The sequence below is a fragment of the Pengzhenrongella frigida genome, assembly GCF_004168625.1.
Taxonomy (GTDB): domain Bacteria; phylum Actinomycetota; class Actinomycetes; order Actinomycetales; family Cellulomonadaceae; genus Pengzhenrongella; species Pengzhenrongella frigida.
The window spans coordinates 1-17,416 of record NZ_SDWW01000045.1 but is presented as its reverse complement, the minus strand read 5'-3'; the positions used below and the strand labels follow the sequence as shown (position 1 = coordinate 17,416).

Annotated in this window: 15 protein-coding genes; all 15 read left to right on the top strand. The window is 74.1% G+C overall.

What is annotated here, in order from left to right; genetic code table 11:
* Nucleotides 1-86: 86 nt before the first annotated feature.
* The 15 genes from dacB (at nt 87) to EUA98_RS15860 (ending at nt 17,048) form a co-directional block, all read left to right on the top strand.
* Nucleotides 87-1,502: a D-alanyl-D-alanine carboxypeptidase/D-alanyl-D-alanine endopeptidase gene (gene dacB / locus EUA98_RS15930; RefSeq protein WP_130103679.1), complete on the top strand. Its 1,416-nt coding sequence runs from the start codon at nt 87-89 to the stop codon at nt 1,500-1,502.
* 112 nt (nt 1,503-1,614) lie between these two features.
* Nucleotides 1,615-2,700: a zinc-dependent metalloprotease gene (locus EUA98_RS15925; RefSeq protein ID WP_130103678.1), complete on the top strand. Its 1,086-nt coding sequence runs from the start codon at nt 1,615-1,617 to the stop codon at nt 2,698-2,700.
* Between the two features lie 6 nt (nt 2,701-2,706).
* Nucleotides 2,707-3,759, top strand: coding sequence for a tRNA lysidine(34) synthetase TilS (gene tilS / locus EUA98_RS15920; RefSeq protein WP_130103677.1), 1,053 nt, complete (start codon nt 2,707-2,709; stop codon nt 3,757-3,759).
* A 12-nt stretch (nt 3,760-3,771) separates the two neighbouring features.
* Nucleotides 3,772-4,326 (top strand): hypoxanthine phosphoribosyltransferase, encoded by a 555-nt coding sequence (gene hpt, locus EUA98_RS15915; protein WP_130103676.1) that lies wholly within the window; start codon nt 3,772-3,774, stop codon nt 4,324-4,326.
* A 130-nt stretch (nt 4,327-4,456) separates the two neighbouring features.
* The gene (gene ftsH, locus EUA98_RS15910; RefSeq protein WP_130103675.1) at nt 4,457-6,499 is read left to right on the top strand and encodes an ATP-dependent zinc metalloprotease FtsH; all 2,043 of its coding nucleotides are present in this window, start codon (nt 4,457-4,459) and stop codon (nt 6,497-6,499) included.
* A 4-nt stretch (nt 6,500-6,503) separates the two neighbouring features.
* Entirely contained in the window at nt 6,504-7,148 is a 645-nt protein-coding gene (gene folE, locus EUA98_RS15905; protein WP_130103674.1) for a GTP cyclohydrolase I FolE, read from the top strand.
* A 49-nt stretch (nt 7,149-7,197) separates the two neighbouring features.
* Nucleotides 7,198-8,085: a dihydropteroate synthase gene (gene folP, locus EUA98_RS15900; protein ID WP_130103696.1), complete on the top strand. Its 888-nt coding sequence runs from the start codon at nt 7,198-7,200 to the stop codon at nt 8,083-8,085.
* A 58-nt stretch (nt 8,086-8,143) separates the two neighbouring features.
* A complete protein-coding gene (folK, locus tag EUA98_RS15895; protein ID WP_207219114.1) occupies nt 8,144-10,315 on the top strand; it encodes a 2-amino-4-hydroxy-6-hydroxymethyldihydropteridine diphosphokinase in 2,172 nt (723 codons plus the stop codon).
* Nucleotides 10,315-10,803 carry a DUF3180 domain-containing protein gene (locus tag EUA98_RS15890; protein ID WP_130103673.1) on the top strand — a complete coding sequence of 163 codons (489 nt, stop codon included), beginning with the start codon at nt 10,315-10,317 and terminating at the stop codon, nt 10,801-10,803. The genes folK and EUA98_RS15890 overlap by 1 nt, the downstream gene beginning before the upstream one ends.
* Nucleotides 10,804-10,888: 85 nt before the next feature.
* Nucleotides 10,889-11,392 (top strand): PH domain-containing protein, encoded by a 504-nt coding sequence (locus EUA98_RS15885; RefSeq protein WP_130103672.1) that lies wholly within the window; start codon nt 10,889-10,891, stop codon nt 11,390-11,392.
* Entirely contained in the window at nt 11,389-12,843 is a 1,455-nt protein-coding gene (locus EUA98_RS15880) for a PH domain-containing protein (RefSeq protein WP_242511596.1), read from the top strand. Before EUA98_RS15885 ends, EUA98_RS15880 begins: the two co-directional genes overlap by 4 nt.
* A complete protein-coding gene (locus EUA98_RS15875; protein WP_207219113.1) occupies nt 12,840-13,820 on the top strand; it encodes a Rossmann-like and DUF2520 domain-containing protein in 981 nt (326 codons plus the stop codon). The genes EUA98_RS15880 and EUA98_RS15875 overlap by 4 nt, the downstream gene beginning before the upstream one ends.
* Entirely contained in the window at nt 13,817-14,776 is a 960-nt protein-coding gene (gene panC / locus EUA98_RS15870; RefSeq protein WP_130103671.1) for a pantoate--beta-alanine ligase, read from the top strand. Before EUA98_RS15875 ends, panC begins: the two co-directional genes overlap by 4 nt.
* Nucleotides 14,773-15,225 (top strand): aspartate 1-decarboxylase, encoded by a 453-nt coding sequence (gene panD, locus EUA98_RS15865; RefSeq protein WP_130103670.1) that lies wholly within the window; start codon nt 14,773-14,775, stop codon nt 15,223-15,225. Before panC ends, panD begins: the two co-directional genes overlap by 4 nt.
* Nucleotides 15,226-15,362: 137 nt before the next feature.
* On the top strand, nt 15,363-17,048 hold the full coding sequence (locus EUA98_RS15860) for an L-aspartate oxidase (RefSeq protein ID WP_130103693.1): 1,686 nt from the start codon (nt 15,363-15,365) through the stop codon (nt 17,046-17,048).
* Nucleotides 17,049-17,416: the final 368 nt, after the last annotated feature.

The following is a 17,416-nucleotide window of genomic DNA, read 5'->3' as shown; positions in this document are numbered from 1 at the left end:
TCCAGCGGCCCACCGGTAGTGCCAGGGGCCTATTGTGGCGCACCGGCGGGCGCGTGTGTGCCCAGCGGCTATGCGGAAGGACACAGATGAGCGCGGCGATGCGGGTGCTGGGCGTCGGCGCGCTCGTGGTGGTGCTGACCACGGGCGCCTACGCGACCGCCGACGCCTACGACGTCGTCCCGGGTCTCGTGACGCTCGCCCCGGTCCCCCCTGCACCCGAGCCCTTCGCGACGGCGCCCGGTGCGGTCGCGGCGGTGGACCCCGGCGGCGTGCTGCCGGCTCTCGACGCCGACGCGCCGGTCCCGGCCGCGGCGGCGGTCACCGCCCTGCTCGACGCGCTGGCGGCCGACCCGCGACTCGGCCCGTCGGCCGGGATCGTCGTCGCCGACCAGCTCACCGGCGAGATCCTGGCCCAGCACGACCTGGCAACCCCCCACACCCCCGCGTCCACGGCCAAGCTGGTCACCGCCGTGGCCGCGCTGAGCGCGCTCGGGGCGGACCAGACCGTCCAGACCCGCGTGGTGCGCGGGGGGGACGGCCAGATCGTGCTCGTCGGCGGCGGCGACATGATGCTCGCGGCCGGCGCGGGCGACCCGGCCAAGGTCAACGGCCGGGCCGGGCTCGCGGACCTGGCGCGACAGGCGGCCCGCGAGCTCACGCTGGCCGGCACCACGACCGTCACCCTCGCGGTCGACGACACGTTGTTCTCCGGCCCTGCCCTGAGCCCCGCCTGGGACCCGAGCCACCTGACCAACGGCTTCACCGCGCCGGTCACCGCGCTCGCCGTCGACGTCGCCGCGCTGCGCACCGACGTCGACTACCCGCCCCGGCAGTCCGACCCGTCCCTGTCGGCCGGGTCCGCATTCGCGACCGCGCTCGCGGCCGAGGGGATCACCGTCACGGGGTCGCCCGTCCGGGGGACCGCGGACGCCGGGGCGCTCCAGCTCGGGGCCGTCGAGTCCGCCCCGATCGGCGAGGTCGTCGACTACTTCCTGGAGTCCTCCGACAACGTCATCACCGAGGTCGTCGGCCGGCTCGTCGCGATCGACGCGGGCCTGCCCGGCAGCTTCGACGGCGCGACCGACGCCGTCCTGGCCCGCGTCCACCAGCTCGGCGTGGACACGACCGGCGCCCGGCTCGTCGACGCCAGCGGCCTTGCCGACGGGTCGGCGCTGCCCGCGCAGACGCTCCTCGGGCTGCTCACGCTCATCACGGACCCGAAGCACACCGAGCTGCGGCCGGTCGCGGTGGGCATGCCGATCGCCGGTCTGCGCGGGACGCTCAGCGGCCGGTTCAGCTCGTCCGCGGCGCGCGGCCTCGTCCGGGCGAAGACCGGCAGCCTGTCCGGCGTCACCTCGCTCGCGGGGACCGTCATCGACGCCGACGGGCGCCAGCTGCTCTTCGTCGTCGTCGCCGACCAGACCCCGGCCGGCGGGCAGGGTGCGCCGCGGGTCGCCATCGACGCGTTCGTCGAGAGCCTCGCCGGCTGCGGCTGCGGCTGATCCTCGCCCGTCGAACGCCCGGTTCTCCGGGAGATCGGTGCGCCCGGCGCACCGCATCCCCGGGAACCTCGGCCACGCGGAGCCGGGGCGTTCGGACGACTACCGTGGCTGGATGAGCGACTTCGCCCCGGTGGACTGGCCTGCAGCCGCACGGCTCGCGGACCGGCTCGTGCAGCCCGGGCCCGAGACCGATCTGGCCGAGGCGACCGCCCTGGTCGTGGACCTGCGCCGGTCCGCCGGGGCCGCGGCCGGGCACGTGGCCCGGATCACGGGGATGACCCCGGCCGACGGATCCGACCCCGCCGTCGCCGGGGTCTCGCACGTGCTCGTGGTCGACCGGTCCGGCTGGGCGCGCGCGAACACCGAGCTCCTGGCCTCGTTGACCGCCGGTCTTGTTGCGAGACCGGGCGCCAAGCCGCCGTCGCGCGCCGTGCGGCTCGCCGGTGCGGCGCAGGCCGGCGCCGTGCTGGCGGTGCTCTCGGGCAAGGTGCTCGGTCAGTTCGACCCGTTCACCCAGGGCCCCGGGCCGGAGGGTTCGACGCGCGGCCGGCTCCTGCTCGTCGCGCCGAACGTGCTCCAGGTCGAGCGCGCGCTCGGCGTCGCCCCGGCGGACTTCCGGCTGTGGGTGGCGCTGCACGAGCAGACCCACGCGCTCCAGTTCGCTGCCGCGCCCTGGCTCACCGACCACCTGCGGGCGCGGTCCGGGCAGCTGATCGGCGACCTCGCCCGGGACGAGGGCCACCGCGACGGTCGCAGCGCGCGCGCCCTGGCGGGCACGATCGCCCGGGCGCTGCGCGGGGACGACGACGCCCCGGGCATCGAGGCGCTGCTGCGCCCCGACGAGCGCCGGGTGTTCGAAGAGGTGGGCGCCGTGATGGCCCTGCTCGAGGGGCACGCCGACGTCGCCATGGACGCGGTGGGGCGCTCGGTGGTCCCCACGGTGCGCCGGATCCGCGCACGCTTCGAGGCCCGCCGCGACGGTGCGGGCCACCGGGGACCGGTCGACCGCGTGCTGCGCCGCGTGCTCGGGCTCGACCTCAAGCTCGCCCAGTACCGCGACGGCGCCGCGTTCGTGCGCAGCGTCACCCGCACCGTGGGCCAGGAGGGCCTCAACGCCGTGTGGTCGGCGCCGTCGATGCTGCCCGGCCCGCGGGAGATCACCGACCCGCGCGCCTGGGTGCGCCGCGTCCATGGCTGAACCGACGTGAGCGGCCCCGCTCCGGCGGTCGCCGCGGCGCGCCGGGCGGTGCGGGCCGACCTCGCCGACCTGGTGGCGGGCGACCTCGTGCTCGTCGCCTGCTCGGGCGGACCGGACTCGCTCGCGCTCGCGGCCGCGACGGCCTTCGTGGCCCCCCGGGCCGGGCTGCGGGCGGGGGCCGTCGTCGTCGACCACGGCCTGCAAGCCGGTAGTGCGGCCGTGGCCGACGACGCCGGGGCCGCGTGCCGCCGCCTCGGCCTGGACCCGGTGCGGGTCGTGCGGGTCACGGTGGGCGCCGCCGGTGGACCCGAGGGGGCGGCCCGCCACGCGCGGTACGCCGCCCTCGAGGACGCCGCGGCCGACCTGGGGGCGGTGGCGGTCCTGCTCGGGCACACGCTCGACGACCAGGCCGAGACCGTGCTGCTCGGGCTGGCCCGCGGTTCGGGCGCCCGGTCGCTCGCGGGGATGCCGGCGCGGCGCGGGGTGCTGCGCCGCCCGCTGCTCGCCCTGCGCCGGACCGACACGCTCGCGGTGTGCGCGGCACTCGCGCTCGAGCCGTGGCACGACCCGACGAACGCGGGCCGCGACCTGATCGCCGTCGTCGGCCCGGACGAGCCGGGCGAGCCGGCACCCGCGCCGCGGCGGAGCGCCGTCCGCCGGCACGTGCTGCCGATGCTCGAGGGCGTGCTGGGGCCGGGGGTGGCGGTCGCGCTGGCACGCACGGCGGATCAGCTCCGCGAGGACGCCGATGCACTCGATGCGCTGGCGGCCGACCTCCTCGACCAGGCGCGCTCGGTGACCGGGCCGACCCCCACCAGTCGCGCCGTCGTGCTCGACGTCGGCCCCCTCGCCGCGGCCCCGGCCGCGTTGCGTCGCCGGGCGCTGCGCGCTGCCGCGCTCGAGGCGGGCTGCCCGGCCGGCGCTCTGCACCGCGCGCACGTGGTCGCCCTCGACGCCCTCGTGACGTCCTGGCACGGCCAGGGCCCGGTGGCCCTGCCGGGTCGGATCGAGGCCGCCCGCGCATGTGGCAGTCTGACCTTCATCACCCCCCACGACTGAGGAGCCAAGACGGTGGACGCTGCGGACATGGGCGACGACCTCGAGCGGGTCTTGATCTCGGAGGAACGCCTCGGCGCTCGCCTCGATGAGATCGCGGCTCAGATCGACGCCGACTACGCGGGTAAGGACCTCCTGCTGGTGGGTGTGCTCAAGGGCGCGGTCATGGTGATGGCAGACCTGGCCCGACGCCTGCACACCCCGGTCGAGATGGACTGGATGGCGGTGTCGTCCTACGGCTCGGGCACGAAGTCCTCGGGCGTCGTACGGATCCTCAAGGACCTCGACGCCGACCTCACCGACCGGCACGTCCTGATCGTCGAGGACATCATCGACTCGGGGCTCACGCTCTCGTGGCTGCTGTCGAACCTGCGCAGCCGCAACCCCGGAAGCGTGGAGATCGCGACGATGCTCCGCAAGCCGGATGCCGCCAAGGTCGAGGTCGACGTGCGCTACGTCGGCTTCGAGATCGCCAACGAGTTCGTCGTCGGCTACGGCCTGGACTACAACGAGCGGTACCGCAACCTGCCGTTCGTCGGCACGCTCGCACCCCACGTGTACGCCGACTGACACCGCGGAACGGCCTCCTCGCCTTGGCCCTGGGCGAACAAAGGGCCGGATCGACAGGTTGGGCGTGTAACTTCACCTTTTGACCTGCCCTAAAGCGATGGAGGGAAGAGGGGGTTCGCCCCCGCCGCCCATGAATCTCAAGCGCCTCACCCGCGGCCCCGTCATCTGGATCGTGCTGGCGGTGGCGATCCTCTGGATCGGCGCCTCCACGATGCTGACCCCGAGCGTGCAGAAGATCGACACGTCAGCCGGACTCGAGCTGCTCAGCCAGGGCAAGGTCGAGCAGGCCAAGATCGTCGACGGCGAGCAGCGCGTCAGCCTCACGCTGACCGAGGACTACTCCACGGGCGGCGAGAGCAAGGGCAAGAACGTCGAGTTCTTCTACGTCGCGCCCCAGGGGCAGACCGTCGTGGACGCGATCGCGGAGGCCGACCCCAAGGGTGGCTACAACTCCGAGGTGCCGCGCCAGTCCTGGTGGGCCAGCCTGCTCAGCCTGCTGCTCCCGTTCGTCATCATCCTGGGCATCTTCTGGTTCCTCATGTCGAACATGCAGGGCGGCGGCTCGCGCGTGATGAGCTTCGGCAAGTCGAAGGCCAAGCTCGTCAACAAGGAGTCCCCGCAGGTCGGGTTCGCCGACGTCGCCGGGGTCGAGGAGGCGGTCGAAGAGCTGCAGGAGATCAAGGACTTCCTCGCCGACCCGGCCCGGTTCCAGGCCGTGGGCGCGAAGATCCCGCGCGGCGTGCTGCTGTACGGCCAGCCCGGTACCGGCAAGACGCTGCTCGCCCGGGCGGTCGCCGGCGAGGCGGGCGTGCCGTTCTACTCGATCTCCGGCTCGGACTTCGTCGAGATGTTCGTCGGCGTCGGCGCCTCGCGCGTCCGCGACCTGTTCGACCAGGCCAAGCAGAACGCCCCGGCGATCATCTTCATCGACGAGATCGACGCCGTCGGGCGCCACCGCGGCGCCGGCATGGGCGGCGGGCACGACGAGCGCGAGCAGACCCTCAACCAGATGCTGGTCGAGATGGACGGCTTCGACGTCAACACCAACGTCATCCTCATCGCGGCCACCAACCGGCCCGACATCCTCGACCCCGCGCTGCTGCGCCCGGGCCGGTTCGACCGCCAGATCGCCGTCGACCCGCCGGACCTCAAGGGCCGCGCCCAGATCCTCGGCGTCCACGCGCAGGGCAAGCCGATGGCCCCGGCCGTCGACCTCGAGGCCGTCGCCCGCCGCACCCCCGGATTCACCGGCGCCGACCTCGCGAACGTCCTCAACGAGGCCGCGCTGCTCACCGCCCGCACCGGCGGCCAGCTGATCGGGGACCACGAGCTCGACGAGGCGATCGACCGGGTCGTGGCCGGACCGCAGAAGCGCACCCGGATCATGAAGCTCTCGCAGCAGAAGATCACGGCGTACCACGAGGGCGGGCACGCGCTCGTCGCGACCGCGCTGCGGTACACCGACCCGGTCACGAAGGTGACGATCCTGCCGCGTGGTCGGGCGCTCGGCTACACGATGGTCATGCCCATGGAGGACAAGTACTCCACGACGCGCAACGAGCTCCTCGACCAGCTCGCCTACGCGATCGGTGGCCGGGTGGCCGAGGAGCTCGTGTTCCACGACCCGACCACCGGGGCGTCGAACGACATCGAGAAGGCCACCGAGGTGGCCCGCAAGATGGTCACCCAGTACGGCATGAGCGAGAAGATCGGTGCGATCAAGCTCGGCCAGGACTCCGGCGAGGTCTTCATGGGCCGCGACATGGGCCACGGCCGGGAGTACTCCGAGACGGTCGCCGCGCTGGTCGACGTCGAGGTCCGACGCCTGATCGAGGCCGCGCACGACGAGGCCTGGGCGATCCTGGTCGAGTACCGCGACGTGCTGGACGCCCTCGTCCTCGAGCTGCTCGAGCACGAGACGCTCAACCAGGCCGAGCTCGTCCCGATCTTCGCGCCGATCGTCAAGCGTCCCGAGCGGACCGTCTGGCTCTCGTCCGACGACCGCGCCGTCTCGCAGCGGCCGCCGGTGCTCACCGTGGCCGAGCGTGCCCTGCTCAACGGAGGAACGTCGGCCACCCCGGACGGCGCGCTCGCCGCCCCGGACGGGCCCGGCATCGTCATCGCGCTCGAGGACCCGCCGTCGTCCGGATCCGCCTCGGGATTGCAGGACTGAGCCGATGACGGTGCCTGCTGTCCCGCAACCCGCCCCGGTCGTGACGCGGCTCCATCACGAGATCCCGCCAGCCCGCCAGGTGCCGCCGTATGACGCCGCCCGGGTCGAGGCGGCTGTGCGGGAGCTCCTCATCGCGGTCGGGGAGGACCCGGAGCGCGAGGGCCTGCTCGAGACCCCGTCGCGGGTGGCCCGGGCATATGCGGAGGTCTTCGCCGGACTGCGGCAGGACCCGGCCGACGTGCTGGGCACGACGTTCGACATCGGCCACGACGAGATGGTGCTGGTCAAGGACATCGAGGTGTACTCCACCTGCGAGCACCACCTCGTGCCGTTCCACGGCGTCGCGCATGTCGGGTACATCCCGTCCGCCGCGGGGCGGGTCGCCGGGCTGAGCAAGCTCGCGCGCCTGGTCGACGTGTTCGCGCGGCGCCCGCAGGTGCAGGAGCGCTTGACGTCGCAGATCGCCGACGCCCTGGTCGAGCACCTCGAACCGCTCGGCGCGATCGTCGTGATCGAGTGCGAGCACCTGTGCATGTCGATGCGCGGGGTCCGCAAACCCGGCTCGCGGACCGTCACCTCCGCCGTCCGCGGTCAGATGCGCGACATCGCCACCCGGGCCGAGGCCATGAGCCTCATCCTGGGTCGGTGACTGCGGCCGGGCACCTAGGCTGACGGGCGTGCCTGCTCAAGCCCCGCCGATGCCACCGCTGTCCGCGGTCCTTCCCGCTCGGCTCCGGCTTGCCGGCCGCACGCTGGTCATGGGGGTCGTGAACGTGACCCCCGACTCCTTCTCCGACGGCGGCCGCTGGTTCGAACCGGGTGCGGCGGTGCGGCACGGGCTGCAGCTGCTGGCCGACGGCGCCGACCTGCTCGACGTCGGTGGGGAGTCGACCCGCCCGAACGCGGGTCGCGTACCGGTCGAGGTCGAGCTCGCGCGGGTGCTGCCCGTCATCGAGGCGCTCGCCGCCGAGGGTGCGGTCGTGAGCGCCGACACGACCCGGGCGAGCGTCGCGCGGGCGGCGGTCGATCGGGGCGCCCTGGTCATCAACGACGTCTCCGGCGGACTGGCCGACCCGGAGATGCACCGGGCGGTGGCCGAGACCGGCGTCTGCTACGTGGCCATGCACTGGCGGGGCCACGCGGACGTGATGGACGCGTTCGACGAGTACGACGACGTCGTCGGCGACGTGCGCAGCGAGCTCGCAGCGCGGCTCGCCGAGCTGCAGGCGGCCGGGGTCCGCGACGAGCAGATCGTGCTCGATCCCGGACTCGGGTTCGCCAAGCCCGGTGCCAGCAACTGGCCGCTGCTCGCGCATCTCGACGCGCTGCAGTCGCTCGGCCGCCCCGTGCTGGTCGGTGCGTCCCGCAAACGGTTCCTCGGCCACCTGCTCGCCGGTCCCGACGGCGAGCCCGCCGGTCCCCTCGACCGGGACGACGCGACGGCGGCGATCACCGCGCTCGCCGCTGCTGCCGGAGCCTGGTGTGTCCGGGTGCACGAGGTGAAAGGCTCTGCCGATGCGGTGCGCGTCGCGGCTGCCTGGACGGCGGCCCGTCGAGCCCCCGGGACCGGCGCTGAACACCCATGAGCGTGCTCACCCACCGAAGCCGGAACGATCTTCGAACACCGATGAAGGGCACCACGACATGACCACGCAGCCCGGCGGTGTCGGCCCCGTCCTCGACGGTTCCGGCCATCCGTACGACCAGATCGCCCTCGTCGGCATCTCCGCCACGGGCTACCACGGCGTGTTCGACCACGAGCGCCGCGACGGCCAGGTGTTCCGGGCCGACGTCGTCGTCTACCTCGACACGCGCCGCGCCGCCGCGACCGACGACCTCTCCCTGACCGTGAACTACGGACTGCTCGCGACGGAGGTGGCCGCGGTCCTGTCGGGTGATCCCGTCAACCTCATCGAGACGGTCGCCGAGCGGATCGCGGCCGTCGCGCTCGCGTACCCGGCTGTCGCCGTCGTCGACGTCTCGCTGCACAAGCCCCAGGCGCCGGTCACGGTCCCGTTCGACGACATCGTCGTGACCATCCGCCGCGATCACCACAAGCTGCCTGCGGCGGAGCCCCGGTTCGCGCACGCCGACGAGGCGCCGGCGGCGGCGTCCCTCGGGTCGAGCCCGGCCGGGTTCGACCTGGGTGCGCCGGAGTCGACGCCGTTCGCGACGCTCGCCTTCGAGCCGGCGGCCGGCCCCGCGCCGGCGACCGTGGACGCGGACGCGCACGGTGCCGCCGAGCTGTCGGGCAACGGCCACGGCCAGGAGAAGCCGCGGCTCGTCTCCGAGCCCGTGTCGGACGCGGCCAGCGCCGCGTTCGCCGTCGAGGCCTTCGCCGCGGCCGTCGCGGCTGCGGTTCCGGCTGCGGCCGCCGTTCCCCCTGCAGCCGCCGTTCCCGCTGCGGCTGTCGCTCCGCCCGCGGCTGCCGCGTCGCACTCGGTAGTACCGCTCGTGGAGGTGGCTGACGAGTCCCCGTTCAGCGAGTTCGAGAGCCTCGAGCACGAGCGGCAGGAGCACGACCGGCATGAGCGCAACCGGCTCGAGCGCGACCGCGCGGAGCGGGAGAGGCTCGAACTGGCGCCGCCGGGACCCGTCGAGGTCGTGCTCGCCCTGGGGTCGAACGTCGGAGCACCGCAGGACACCCTGCGGGCGGCGGTCGTCGCCCTGGGCGAGGTCGACGGCCTCGAGGTTCTGACGGTCTCGCCGCTGGCCCGGACCGCCTCCGTCGGTGGCCCGGAGCAGCCCGACTACCTCAACGCGGTCGTGATCGCGCGGACCACGCTCGCGCCCCGCGCCCTGCTCCGCGCGACCCAGGCGGTCGAGGACGCGCACGGACGTCAGCGCAACGAGCGGTGGGGCCCGCGCACGCTCGACATCGACCTGATCGTCTACGGCACGACGCTCGCGGTGACCGACGACCTCGAGCTGCCGCACCCGCGGGCCCATCAGCGCGCCTTCGTCCTGCAGCCCTGGGCTCAGATCGCGCCCGACGCCGTTCTGCCCGGGTTGGGCGGTGGCCCGGTGGGTGCGCTCGCCGCGACGGCGCCCGACCGCGGCGGCATCCGCTGGCTCGCGCTCGATTGGCTGACGGCCCCGCCGATCACGTCGCCCGCGCCGGCGCCTGCGCCTGCGCCCGCTGCGGAGGGGCTCGACGTCGACGAGGCCGAGGCGGACATCGACGAGGCCCCCCTGGCCGACGACGCGCCCGAGCAGGCCGCAGTGGTGGCCGAGTGGGTCGCAGTCGAGCCCGAGCCGACTGTCGATTGGGCCGACGACACCGCCGATGAGCCTGATCTGGACGCCGTCGCGACCCTCGACGGGACAGCGTTCCCGACGGTCGAGCCGACGGTGCGACCTGACGACGAGATCGTGGGGCAGGTCTCCGAGCCGAACGACGCCGAGCCGAACGACCCTGACGCGAACGACGCGAACGACGCCGAGCCTTACGACGCCGAGCCGGACAACGCCGAGCCGGACGACGCCGAGCCGAACGACGCTGCCGACGCCGAGCCGGACGCCGCCAAGGTCGACGCCGCCGAGCCGGACGAGGCCGACGCGGCCAGCCCTGACGCCGTCGAGCGCGCAGCCGCCGATCCCGAGCGGGCCACGGTCGAGCGGGCGGCGTTCGTCCTGGCGGCCGCCGAGCGTGCTGCCGCCGCGCGAGCCGCGGCCCTCGCGGCGGCGGTCCCGTCGACCTCGGACGCCGAGCCGCCCGCGACGGCGTCGGGCGCCCATGCCCTGCCGCCCTTCGCCTGGCTCCCGGAGCCTCCGAGCCCGACCTCCGAGCCGGTCCCAGACGACCGACAGCTCTGATGCAGCGCACCCGCTGGCAGAACCTGCTGCTGCTGACCGGAGTCACCGGGCTGCTCGCGTGGCTCCTGCTCCGCGTGCTCGAGGGGCAGGGCGTCACGCTGCCGCCCGTGCCGTGGCTCGTCGTCGCCGTTCTCCTCGTGATCTCGGTGATCGTGTTCACGATGGGCTGGGCCGTCCGGCAGTTCCTGCGCGGCAGGCGGCCGGACCTCGACCCCCTCCGGGCGGCTCGCACGGCGGTGCTCGCCAAGGCGTCGTCGTACACCGGCTCGCTGCTCGCCGGGTGGTATGCGGCCCAGGTGCTGCTCGTCGTCGGCGACCTGGACATCGCCTCGCGCCGCGCGCGCGCGATCAGCGCCGGGCTCGCCGTGGCAGGAGCGGTGCTGCTCGCCGTCGTCGGACTGATCGTGGAGTGGTTCTGCCGGGTCCCACCGCAGGACAAGCCGACCGAGCGCACCGGGCGCGACTCGGCCGACCCTGCCGCCGCCTGAGCACACGGCCGCCGTCGGGCGTCGCGGCGCAGGTCGGATGCCACGACGGGCCCGAGCCGGGCGTCGGCGATGGAAGGATGCAGGTATGACATCGCACGTGGTTCCGGCAGGTCCGTTCGACCCGCCGGATGTGAACTGGGCCCCGGTCTCGCGCAAGCTGGCGTCCGCGCGGCTGTCGATGACGGCGATCGTCGTCGGCGTTCCCGCCGTCGGAGGGGCCGTTGCGGCGCTCCTGAGCGGGATCGTCTGGCTCTGGGTGATCCCGGGGGTGTTCGTCGCGCTCGGGCTGTGGGCGGCCTGGCTGATCCCGCGTCAGGTGCGCGCGGTCGGGTACGCGGAACGCGCGGACGACCTGCTCATCCGTAAGGGCATCATGTTCCGCTCGATGGTCGTGGTCCCGTACGGACGCATGCAGTACGTGGACGTGCAGGCCGGTCCGCTCGCGCGTGCGTTCGGCATCGCGTCGGTCCAGCTGCACACCGCCTCCCCGAGCTCCGACGCCGCGATCGACGGCCTGACGCCGGTCGAGGCGACCCGCCTGCGCGACAAGCTGGCGTCGCGCGGCGAGGCGCGGCTGGCGGGGTTGTGAGCGAACCGCTCGCGAGCTCCCCCACGCCCGACGAGGCCGAGGCGTCCGCCGTCGTCGTCCCCGCCGACCTCACCTGGCGCCGGATGCACCCGGTGACGCCCGCGGTGAAGGGCTGGAAGGTGCTCGCGGTCATGCTCGTGATCGCCGCGCAGCAGTTCGGCAACAACCTCTCCGAGGCCGGTCAGCTGCTTCACGGACGCACCTGGCTGATCGCGGTGGGGGTCATCGTCGCCGGCGCGGTCGTCGGGTTCGGCTATGCCGCCATCGCGTGGCGGATGACGCGCTTCGCGATCGACGACGAGGCGGTCTACCTCCACAGCGGCGTGCTGTTCCGGCAGCAGCGCAAGGCGCGCCTCGACCGGCTCCAGGCCGTCGACGTCGTCCAGCCCGTGCTCGCGCGGATCCTGGGCCTCGCGGAGCTCAAGCTCGAGGTCGCCGGCGGCACCGGGTCGGGCGTCTCGTTGGCCTTCCTCAACGAGGACGACGCCGGAGTGCTGCGCACCGAGCTGCTTGCCCGCGCCGCGGGCGTCCGGCGGGTAGAAGGCGCCGTCGTGCCCCCGCCGGTGCCCGAACAGCCCGTCCTCGAGGTCCCCCCGGCGCGGCTCGTGGCCGGCATGGCGCGGTCCGGCGCGACCATCTTCCTGGTGCTCGGCGTGATCGGCCTGATCACCGCGGTCGTGTGGTCGGGGGAGTTCGGCACCATCTTCGTGATGGTTCCGGCGATGTTCGGGTTCGTCGCGTTCTACTGGGGCCGCTTCTCGCGCGAGTTCAACTTCCGGGCCGCCATCTCCCCCGACGGGATCGGTCTGCGGCACGGGCTGCTCGAGTCGCGCTCGCAGACCGTGCCCCCGGGCCGGGTGCAGGCGCTGCGGCTGACCCAGGGGCCGCTGTGGCGCGGGCCGGGGTGGTGGCGCGTCGAGATCAACGTGGCCGGCTACAGCGGCGTCGATGCTCAGTCGACCGAGAACGTGCTGCTCCCGGTCGGTGATCGCGACCAGGCGCTCGTGGCCATCTGGCTCGTCCTGCCCGACCTCGGGGTCGTCGACCCGCGCGCCCTGCTCACCTCGGCCTTGGACGGCAGCGGCGACGAGGGTGGATTCACGACGATGCCCCGCCAGGCGCGCTGGTTGGACCCCTTCGGGTGGCGCCGCACCGGGTACGTCGTCACGGACCGTGCCCTGCTGATCCGCAGCGGCTGGCTCATCCACCGGCTCGTGATCGTGCCGCACGAGCGCACCCAGTCGTTGTCGCTCGAGCAGGGGCCGGTCCAGCGCAAGCTCGGCGTCGCGTCGCTCGTGGTGCACTCGACCCCCGGGCCCGTCAGCCCGCGCGTGCCGCACCTGCTCGCGTCGGTCGCCGGCGAGCTCATGACCGAGCAGGCCGCGCGTGCCCGTACGGCGCGTGCCAGCGCCGGCCCCGAGCTCTGGATGAGCCCGACGGGCGACTCGTGACCGACCAGCGCGCGACCTCCGGTGACGGTCCGTCGCGACCCGGGCGGCTCGGGATCGGGATCGTCGGCGCCGGGCGCGTCGGCGCCGTCCTCGGCAGCGCGCTGCGCGCCGTCGGGCATCCGGTCGTGGCGGTGAGCGGGATCTCCGACGCGTCGCGCGACCGGGTGGACGCGCTGCTGCCCGGGGTCCCGATCCTCGAGGTGCCCGACGTCGTCGGCCGCGCCGAGCTGGTCCTGCTCACGGTGCCCGACGACGCCCTGGCCCCCCTGGTTGCGGGTCTCGCCGAGGTCGGCGCCTGGCAGGCCGGGCAGATCGTGGTGCACACGTCGGGGAGGTACGGCACCGACGTGCTCGCGCCGGCCCGCGCCGCCGGCGCGATCCCGCTCGCGATCCACCCCGCCATGACGTTCACCGGCACCTCCCTGGACCTCGTGCGGCTCGAGGGCTGCTGCTTCGCGGTGACGGGTCCGGGGCCGGTGCTGCCGATCGGTCAGGCGCTCGTGGTCGAGCTCGGCGGCGAGCCCGTCGTGCTGGCGGAGGCCGACCGTCCGCTCTACCACGCGGCCCTCGCCCATGGCGCGAACCACCTCGTGGTCCTCGTCGCCCAGGCGGCGCAGGCCCTCGCGGCGGCCGGCGTCGACGAGCCGGGACGTCTGCTGGCACCGCTGCTCACCGCTGCGCTGGACGGCGCGCTGCGCGCCGAGGCCGGGCGGGCCGACCAGGCCGGGCAGGGCGCGATCGCCACGATGACCGGTCCGGTCGCGCGCGGTGACGTGGGTACGGTTCGCGACCACCTGGCCGTGCTGACCGAGCTGGCGACCCGCGAAGGTGCACTCGACATCCCGCTGGCCTACCGTGACCTGGCCCGCGCGGGCACCCAGCGACTGCTGGCCGCCGGGCGCCTGCGTGAATCGGCGGCCCAAGAGCTGCTGGACACGCTCGCAGAACCCCCCAGTCCCCAGGAGGACCCCGCATGACCCCGCCCGATCCGCTGGTCGCACCGAGGGCATCGCGCGTCGTGCGCGGTCCGAACGAACCGGGGAACCCACGCCCCGTGCTCGTGCGCACCCGGGCCGAACTCGCCGCCGCCCTCGCCGCGCGACCCGTCGCGACGGGGAAGACCTACGGGCGCGCGGTCGTCATGACGATGGGGGCGCTGCACCAGGGGCACCTGTCGCTGGTCCGTCGAGCGCGTGAGCTCGCCGACCAGGTGGTCGTGACGATCTTCGTCAACCCGCTGCAGTTCGGCGTCGGGGAGGACCTCGGGCGCTACCCGCGCGACCTCGAGGGCGATCTCGACCTCCTCGCGAGCGTCGGCGCCGACCTCGTGTTCGCGCCCACCCCCGACGTGATGTTTCCCGACGGCGATCCGGTCGTCCGGGTCACGGCCGGTCCGCTGGGCGAGATCCTCGAAGGGGTCACCCGCCCGGGACACCTCGACGGCGTCCTGACGGTGGTGCTCAAGCTGATGCACCTGACCCGGCCCGACGTGTCGGTGTTCGGACAGAAGGATGCGCAGCAGGTCATGGCGGTCGAACGGATGGTGTGCGACCTCGACGTCCCGGTGAAGATCGTCGCCGCGCCTACCGTGCGTGACACCGACGGGCTGGCGTTGTCGTCGCGGAACGCGTTCCTTTCCCCCGCGGAGCGCGCGCGGGCGCTCGTGCTGTCCCGCGCGCTGGGCGCCGGCGAGCGGGCGACGAACGCCTCGGCCGCGGACGCCGACGCGGTGCGGGCCGCGGCCCGCGGCGAGCTCGACGGCGCGGACGTCGAGCTCGACTACCTGGCCCTCGTCGACCCCCGCACCGCCCTGGAGGTGCCCGCCGGGCACCAGGGCGCCGCGGTGCTCGCGGTCGCCGCGCGGGTCGGCGTGACCCGACTCATCGACAACGTCCCGCTGTGGTTGGGCGAGCACGAGGAGAACGACGCATGACGTCACTGCGACGCACGATGATGACCGCCAAGATCCACCGCGCGACGGTGACCCAGGCAGACCTGCACTACGTCGGGTCCGTGACGGTCGACGCCAACCTGCTGGACGCCGCGGATCTGCTGCCCGGGGAGCGGGTGGACATCGTCGACGTGACGAACGGAGCCCGGCTGAGCACCTATGTGATCCCGGGGGAGGCCGGGGCGGGGAAGATCTGCATCAACGGCGCGGCCGCGCACCTGGTGCACCCCGGCGACGTCGTCATCCTCATCGCCTACGGCACGCTCGACGACGCCGAGGCGCGGACCTACCGTCCGCGGGTCGTGTTCGTGGACGCGGACAACCGGATCGTCGAGTCGTCCGGCGACCCCGGTCAGGTGCCCGAAGAGGGCCGAACGATGCACGGCGGGCTCGAGTCGAGCGGCACGTCATTCGAGGGATCTCGGGCATGACCTCGGTTGCGGGGATGCCCGCGACCGCGTCACAGGTCGTCGCAGCCACCGCACCACCGACCGCGTCACCGACCGCACCACCGACCGCGCCACCGACCGTCGCACCCATCGCGACGCTGCCTCGCCTCACCGGGAGCATGCCCCGGATGGCTGCGACGCTCGCTGCGCCGCTGGCAGGCTGGGTCGCCCAGGCCGACGTCGTCGTCGTCGGGTCGGGGATCGCCGGGCTCACGGCGGCGCTCGAGCTGCGTACCCGGGTCCCGCGCGTGCTGCTCGTCACCAAGGGCGTGCTGGCGTCGGGATCGACCGTGTGGGCGCAGGGAGGCATCGCCGCCGCGCTGGATCCCGAGGACTCGCCCGCCGCGCACCTCGCTGACACCCTCACGGCCGGGGCCGGACTGTGCGACCCGCGGGCGGTCGAAGTCCTGGTCACCGAGGGCCCGGAGCGGGTGCGCGAGCTGGTCGCACGCGGCACCAACTTCGACCTCGACGTCGCCGGGGGACTCGCGCTCACCCGTGAGGGCGGGCACCACGCCGACCGGATCGTGCACGCCGGCGGCGACGCGACCGGCGCCGAGGTCTCGCGCGCCCTGGTCGCCCAGCTCGAGGCGGTGCGTGCCGACCCCGGGATCGAGGTGATCGAGCACGCGCTCGTGCTCGATGTGCTCACCGCCGCGCCCGGTCCCGACGGCCGTCCCGGTCCGGCCTGCGGAGTCACGCTGCACGTGATCGGCGAGGGCTCGCGGGACGGGGTCGGTGCAGCGCTCGGGCGGGCCGTGATCCTGGCGACCGGGGGGATCGGGCAGGTGTACCGCTCGTCGACCAACCCGGCGCAGGCCACCGGCGACGGCATCGCCGCCGCGCTCCGGGCCGGCGCGACCATCGGCGACATCGAGTTCGTCCAGTTCCACCCGACCGTCCTGTGGCTCGGCTCCGGGGTGCGGGGGCAGCTGACGCTCATCTCCGAGGCCGTCCGCGGCGAGGGTGCCCTGCTGCTCGACACCGACGGGGTGCGCTTCATGCCGGACGTGCACCCGATGGCGGAGCTCGCTCCGCGAGACGTCGTCGCGCACGCCATGGTGCGCCGGATGGAGGCCACCGGAGCCGACCACGTGCTCCTCGACGCTCGGCACCTCGGGTCGGACTTCCTCCGCGCGCGGTTCCCGACGATCTGCGAACGGCTGCTCGAACACGGAATCGACCTCACCACGGACCTCGTCCCGGTGGCCCCGGCGCAGCACTACCACTCCGGCGGGGTGGTCACCGACCTGTCAGGCCGGTCCACCCTGCGCGGCCTCTATGCCGCCGGCGAGGTCGCCTGCACCGGGGTGCACGGGGCGAACCGGCTTGCCTCGAACTCGCTGCTCGAGGGCCTGGTGTTCTCCTACCGGGCCGCTCGTGACGCCGCGACCCGGGTGGCTGCCGACGAGCTCCCGCAGCGTGACCCGGTCGATCGGCCGGGGCCGGGAGCGCTCGTGGCTGCTGCCGCGCGTTCGCGGATCCAGCGCGCGGCGTCAGCCGGGCCGGGGGTCGTCCGGTCGGCGGACGGGCTGCTGCGCGCCGCTGTTGACCTGGGCAAGGTCCGGACCGACGCGCACCTGGCCGTCGGCGTGGTCGCGGCACCCCAGGTCGCGGAGTGGGAGACGACCAACGTGCACCAGGTCGCGACCGTGCTGACGGAGACCGCGCTGGCGCGGACCGAGAGCCGTGGTGGGCACTTCCGTTCGGACTTCCCCCTGCCCGACGACGCCTGGCGCGTGCGCCTCGTCGCGAGGCTCGCCCCGGACGGCACGCTCGAAGTCAGCCGCGCCGAGATCGAGTAGGCAGACCACGCACGAGGCACCTCGTGCGTGGATGGGCTACGCCGGAGTGCCGGAGTGCCGGAGTGCCGGAGTGCCGGAGTGCCTGAGTGCCGGAGTGCCGGAGTGCCCGGACTGTCTCGGCTGATTGCGATCAGCGACATCGTGCTGGGCCCCTCGGCGCGCCGCGAGCTCGTCGGTTCGCGCCGTGCCGCGCAATGAAGCGCGCACCGGAAGCGGGGGACGCGCGTGCGTCGGGAGGTCAGAACGGTGGTGGTCCGAGGTCGTGGCGGGGTGGTCCGGAGGCGGGTGGTCCGGAGGCGGGTGGTTCGGATCCTGGCGGGCTGCCGCCGGGTGCGCCGGGTGCGCCGGATGTCGCGGCGCGGGTGGGG

Excerpts from the sequence above, each read along its gene's own strand:
- dacB (WP_130103679.1), top strand. The coding sequence starts at position 87 with ATGAGCGCGGCGATGCGGGTGCTGGGCGTCGGCGCGCTCGTGGTGGTG.
- EUA98_RS15925 (WP_130103678.1), top strand. The coding sequence starts at position 1,615 with ATGAGCGACTTCGCCCCGGTGGACTGGCCTGCAGCCGCACGGCTCGCG.
- ftsH (WP_130103675.1), top strand. The coding sequence starts at position 4,457 with ATGAATCTCAAGCGCCTCACCCGCGGCCCCGTCATCTGGATCGTGCTG.
- folE (WP_130103674.1), top strand. The coding sequence starts at position 6,504 with ATGACGGTGCCTGCTGTCCCGCAACCCGCCCCGGTCGTGACGCGGCTC.
- folP (WP_130103696.1), top strand. The coding sequence starts at position 7,198 with ATGCCACCGCTGTCCGCGGTCCTTCCCGCTCGGCTCCGGCTTGCCGGC.
- folK (WP_207219114.1), top strand. The coding sequence starts at position 8,144 with ATGACCACGCAGCCCGGCGGTGTCGGCCCCGTCCTCGACGGTTCCGGC.
- EUA98_RS15890 (WP_130103673.1), top strand. The coding sequence starts at position 10,315 with ATGCAGCGCACCCGCTGGCAGAACCTGCTGCTGCTGACCGGAGTCACC.
- EUA98_RS15885 (WP_130103672.1), top strand. The coding sequence starts at position 10,889 with ATGACATCGCACGTGGTTCCGGCAGGTCCGTTCGACCCGCCGGATGTG.
- panC (WP_130103671.1), top strand. The coding sequence starts at position 13,817 with ATGACCCCGCCCGATCCGCTGGTCGCACCGAGGGCATCGCGCGTCGTG.
- panD (WP_130103670.1), top strand. The coding sequence starts at position 14,773 with ATGACGTCACTGCGACGCACGATGATGACCGCCAAGATCCACCGCGCG.
- EUA98_RS15860 (WP_130103693.1), top strand. The coding sequence starts at position 15,363 with ATGCCCCGGATGGCTGCGACGCTCGCTGCGCCGCTGGCAGGCTGGGTC.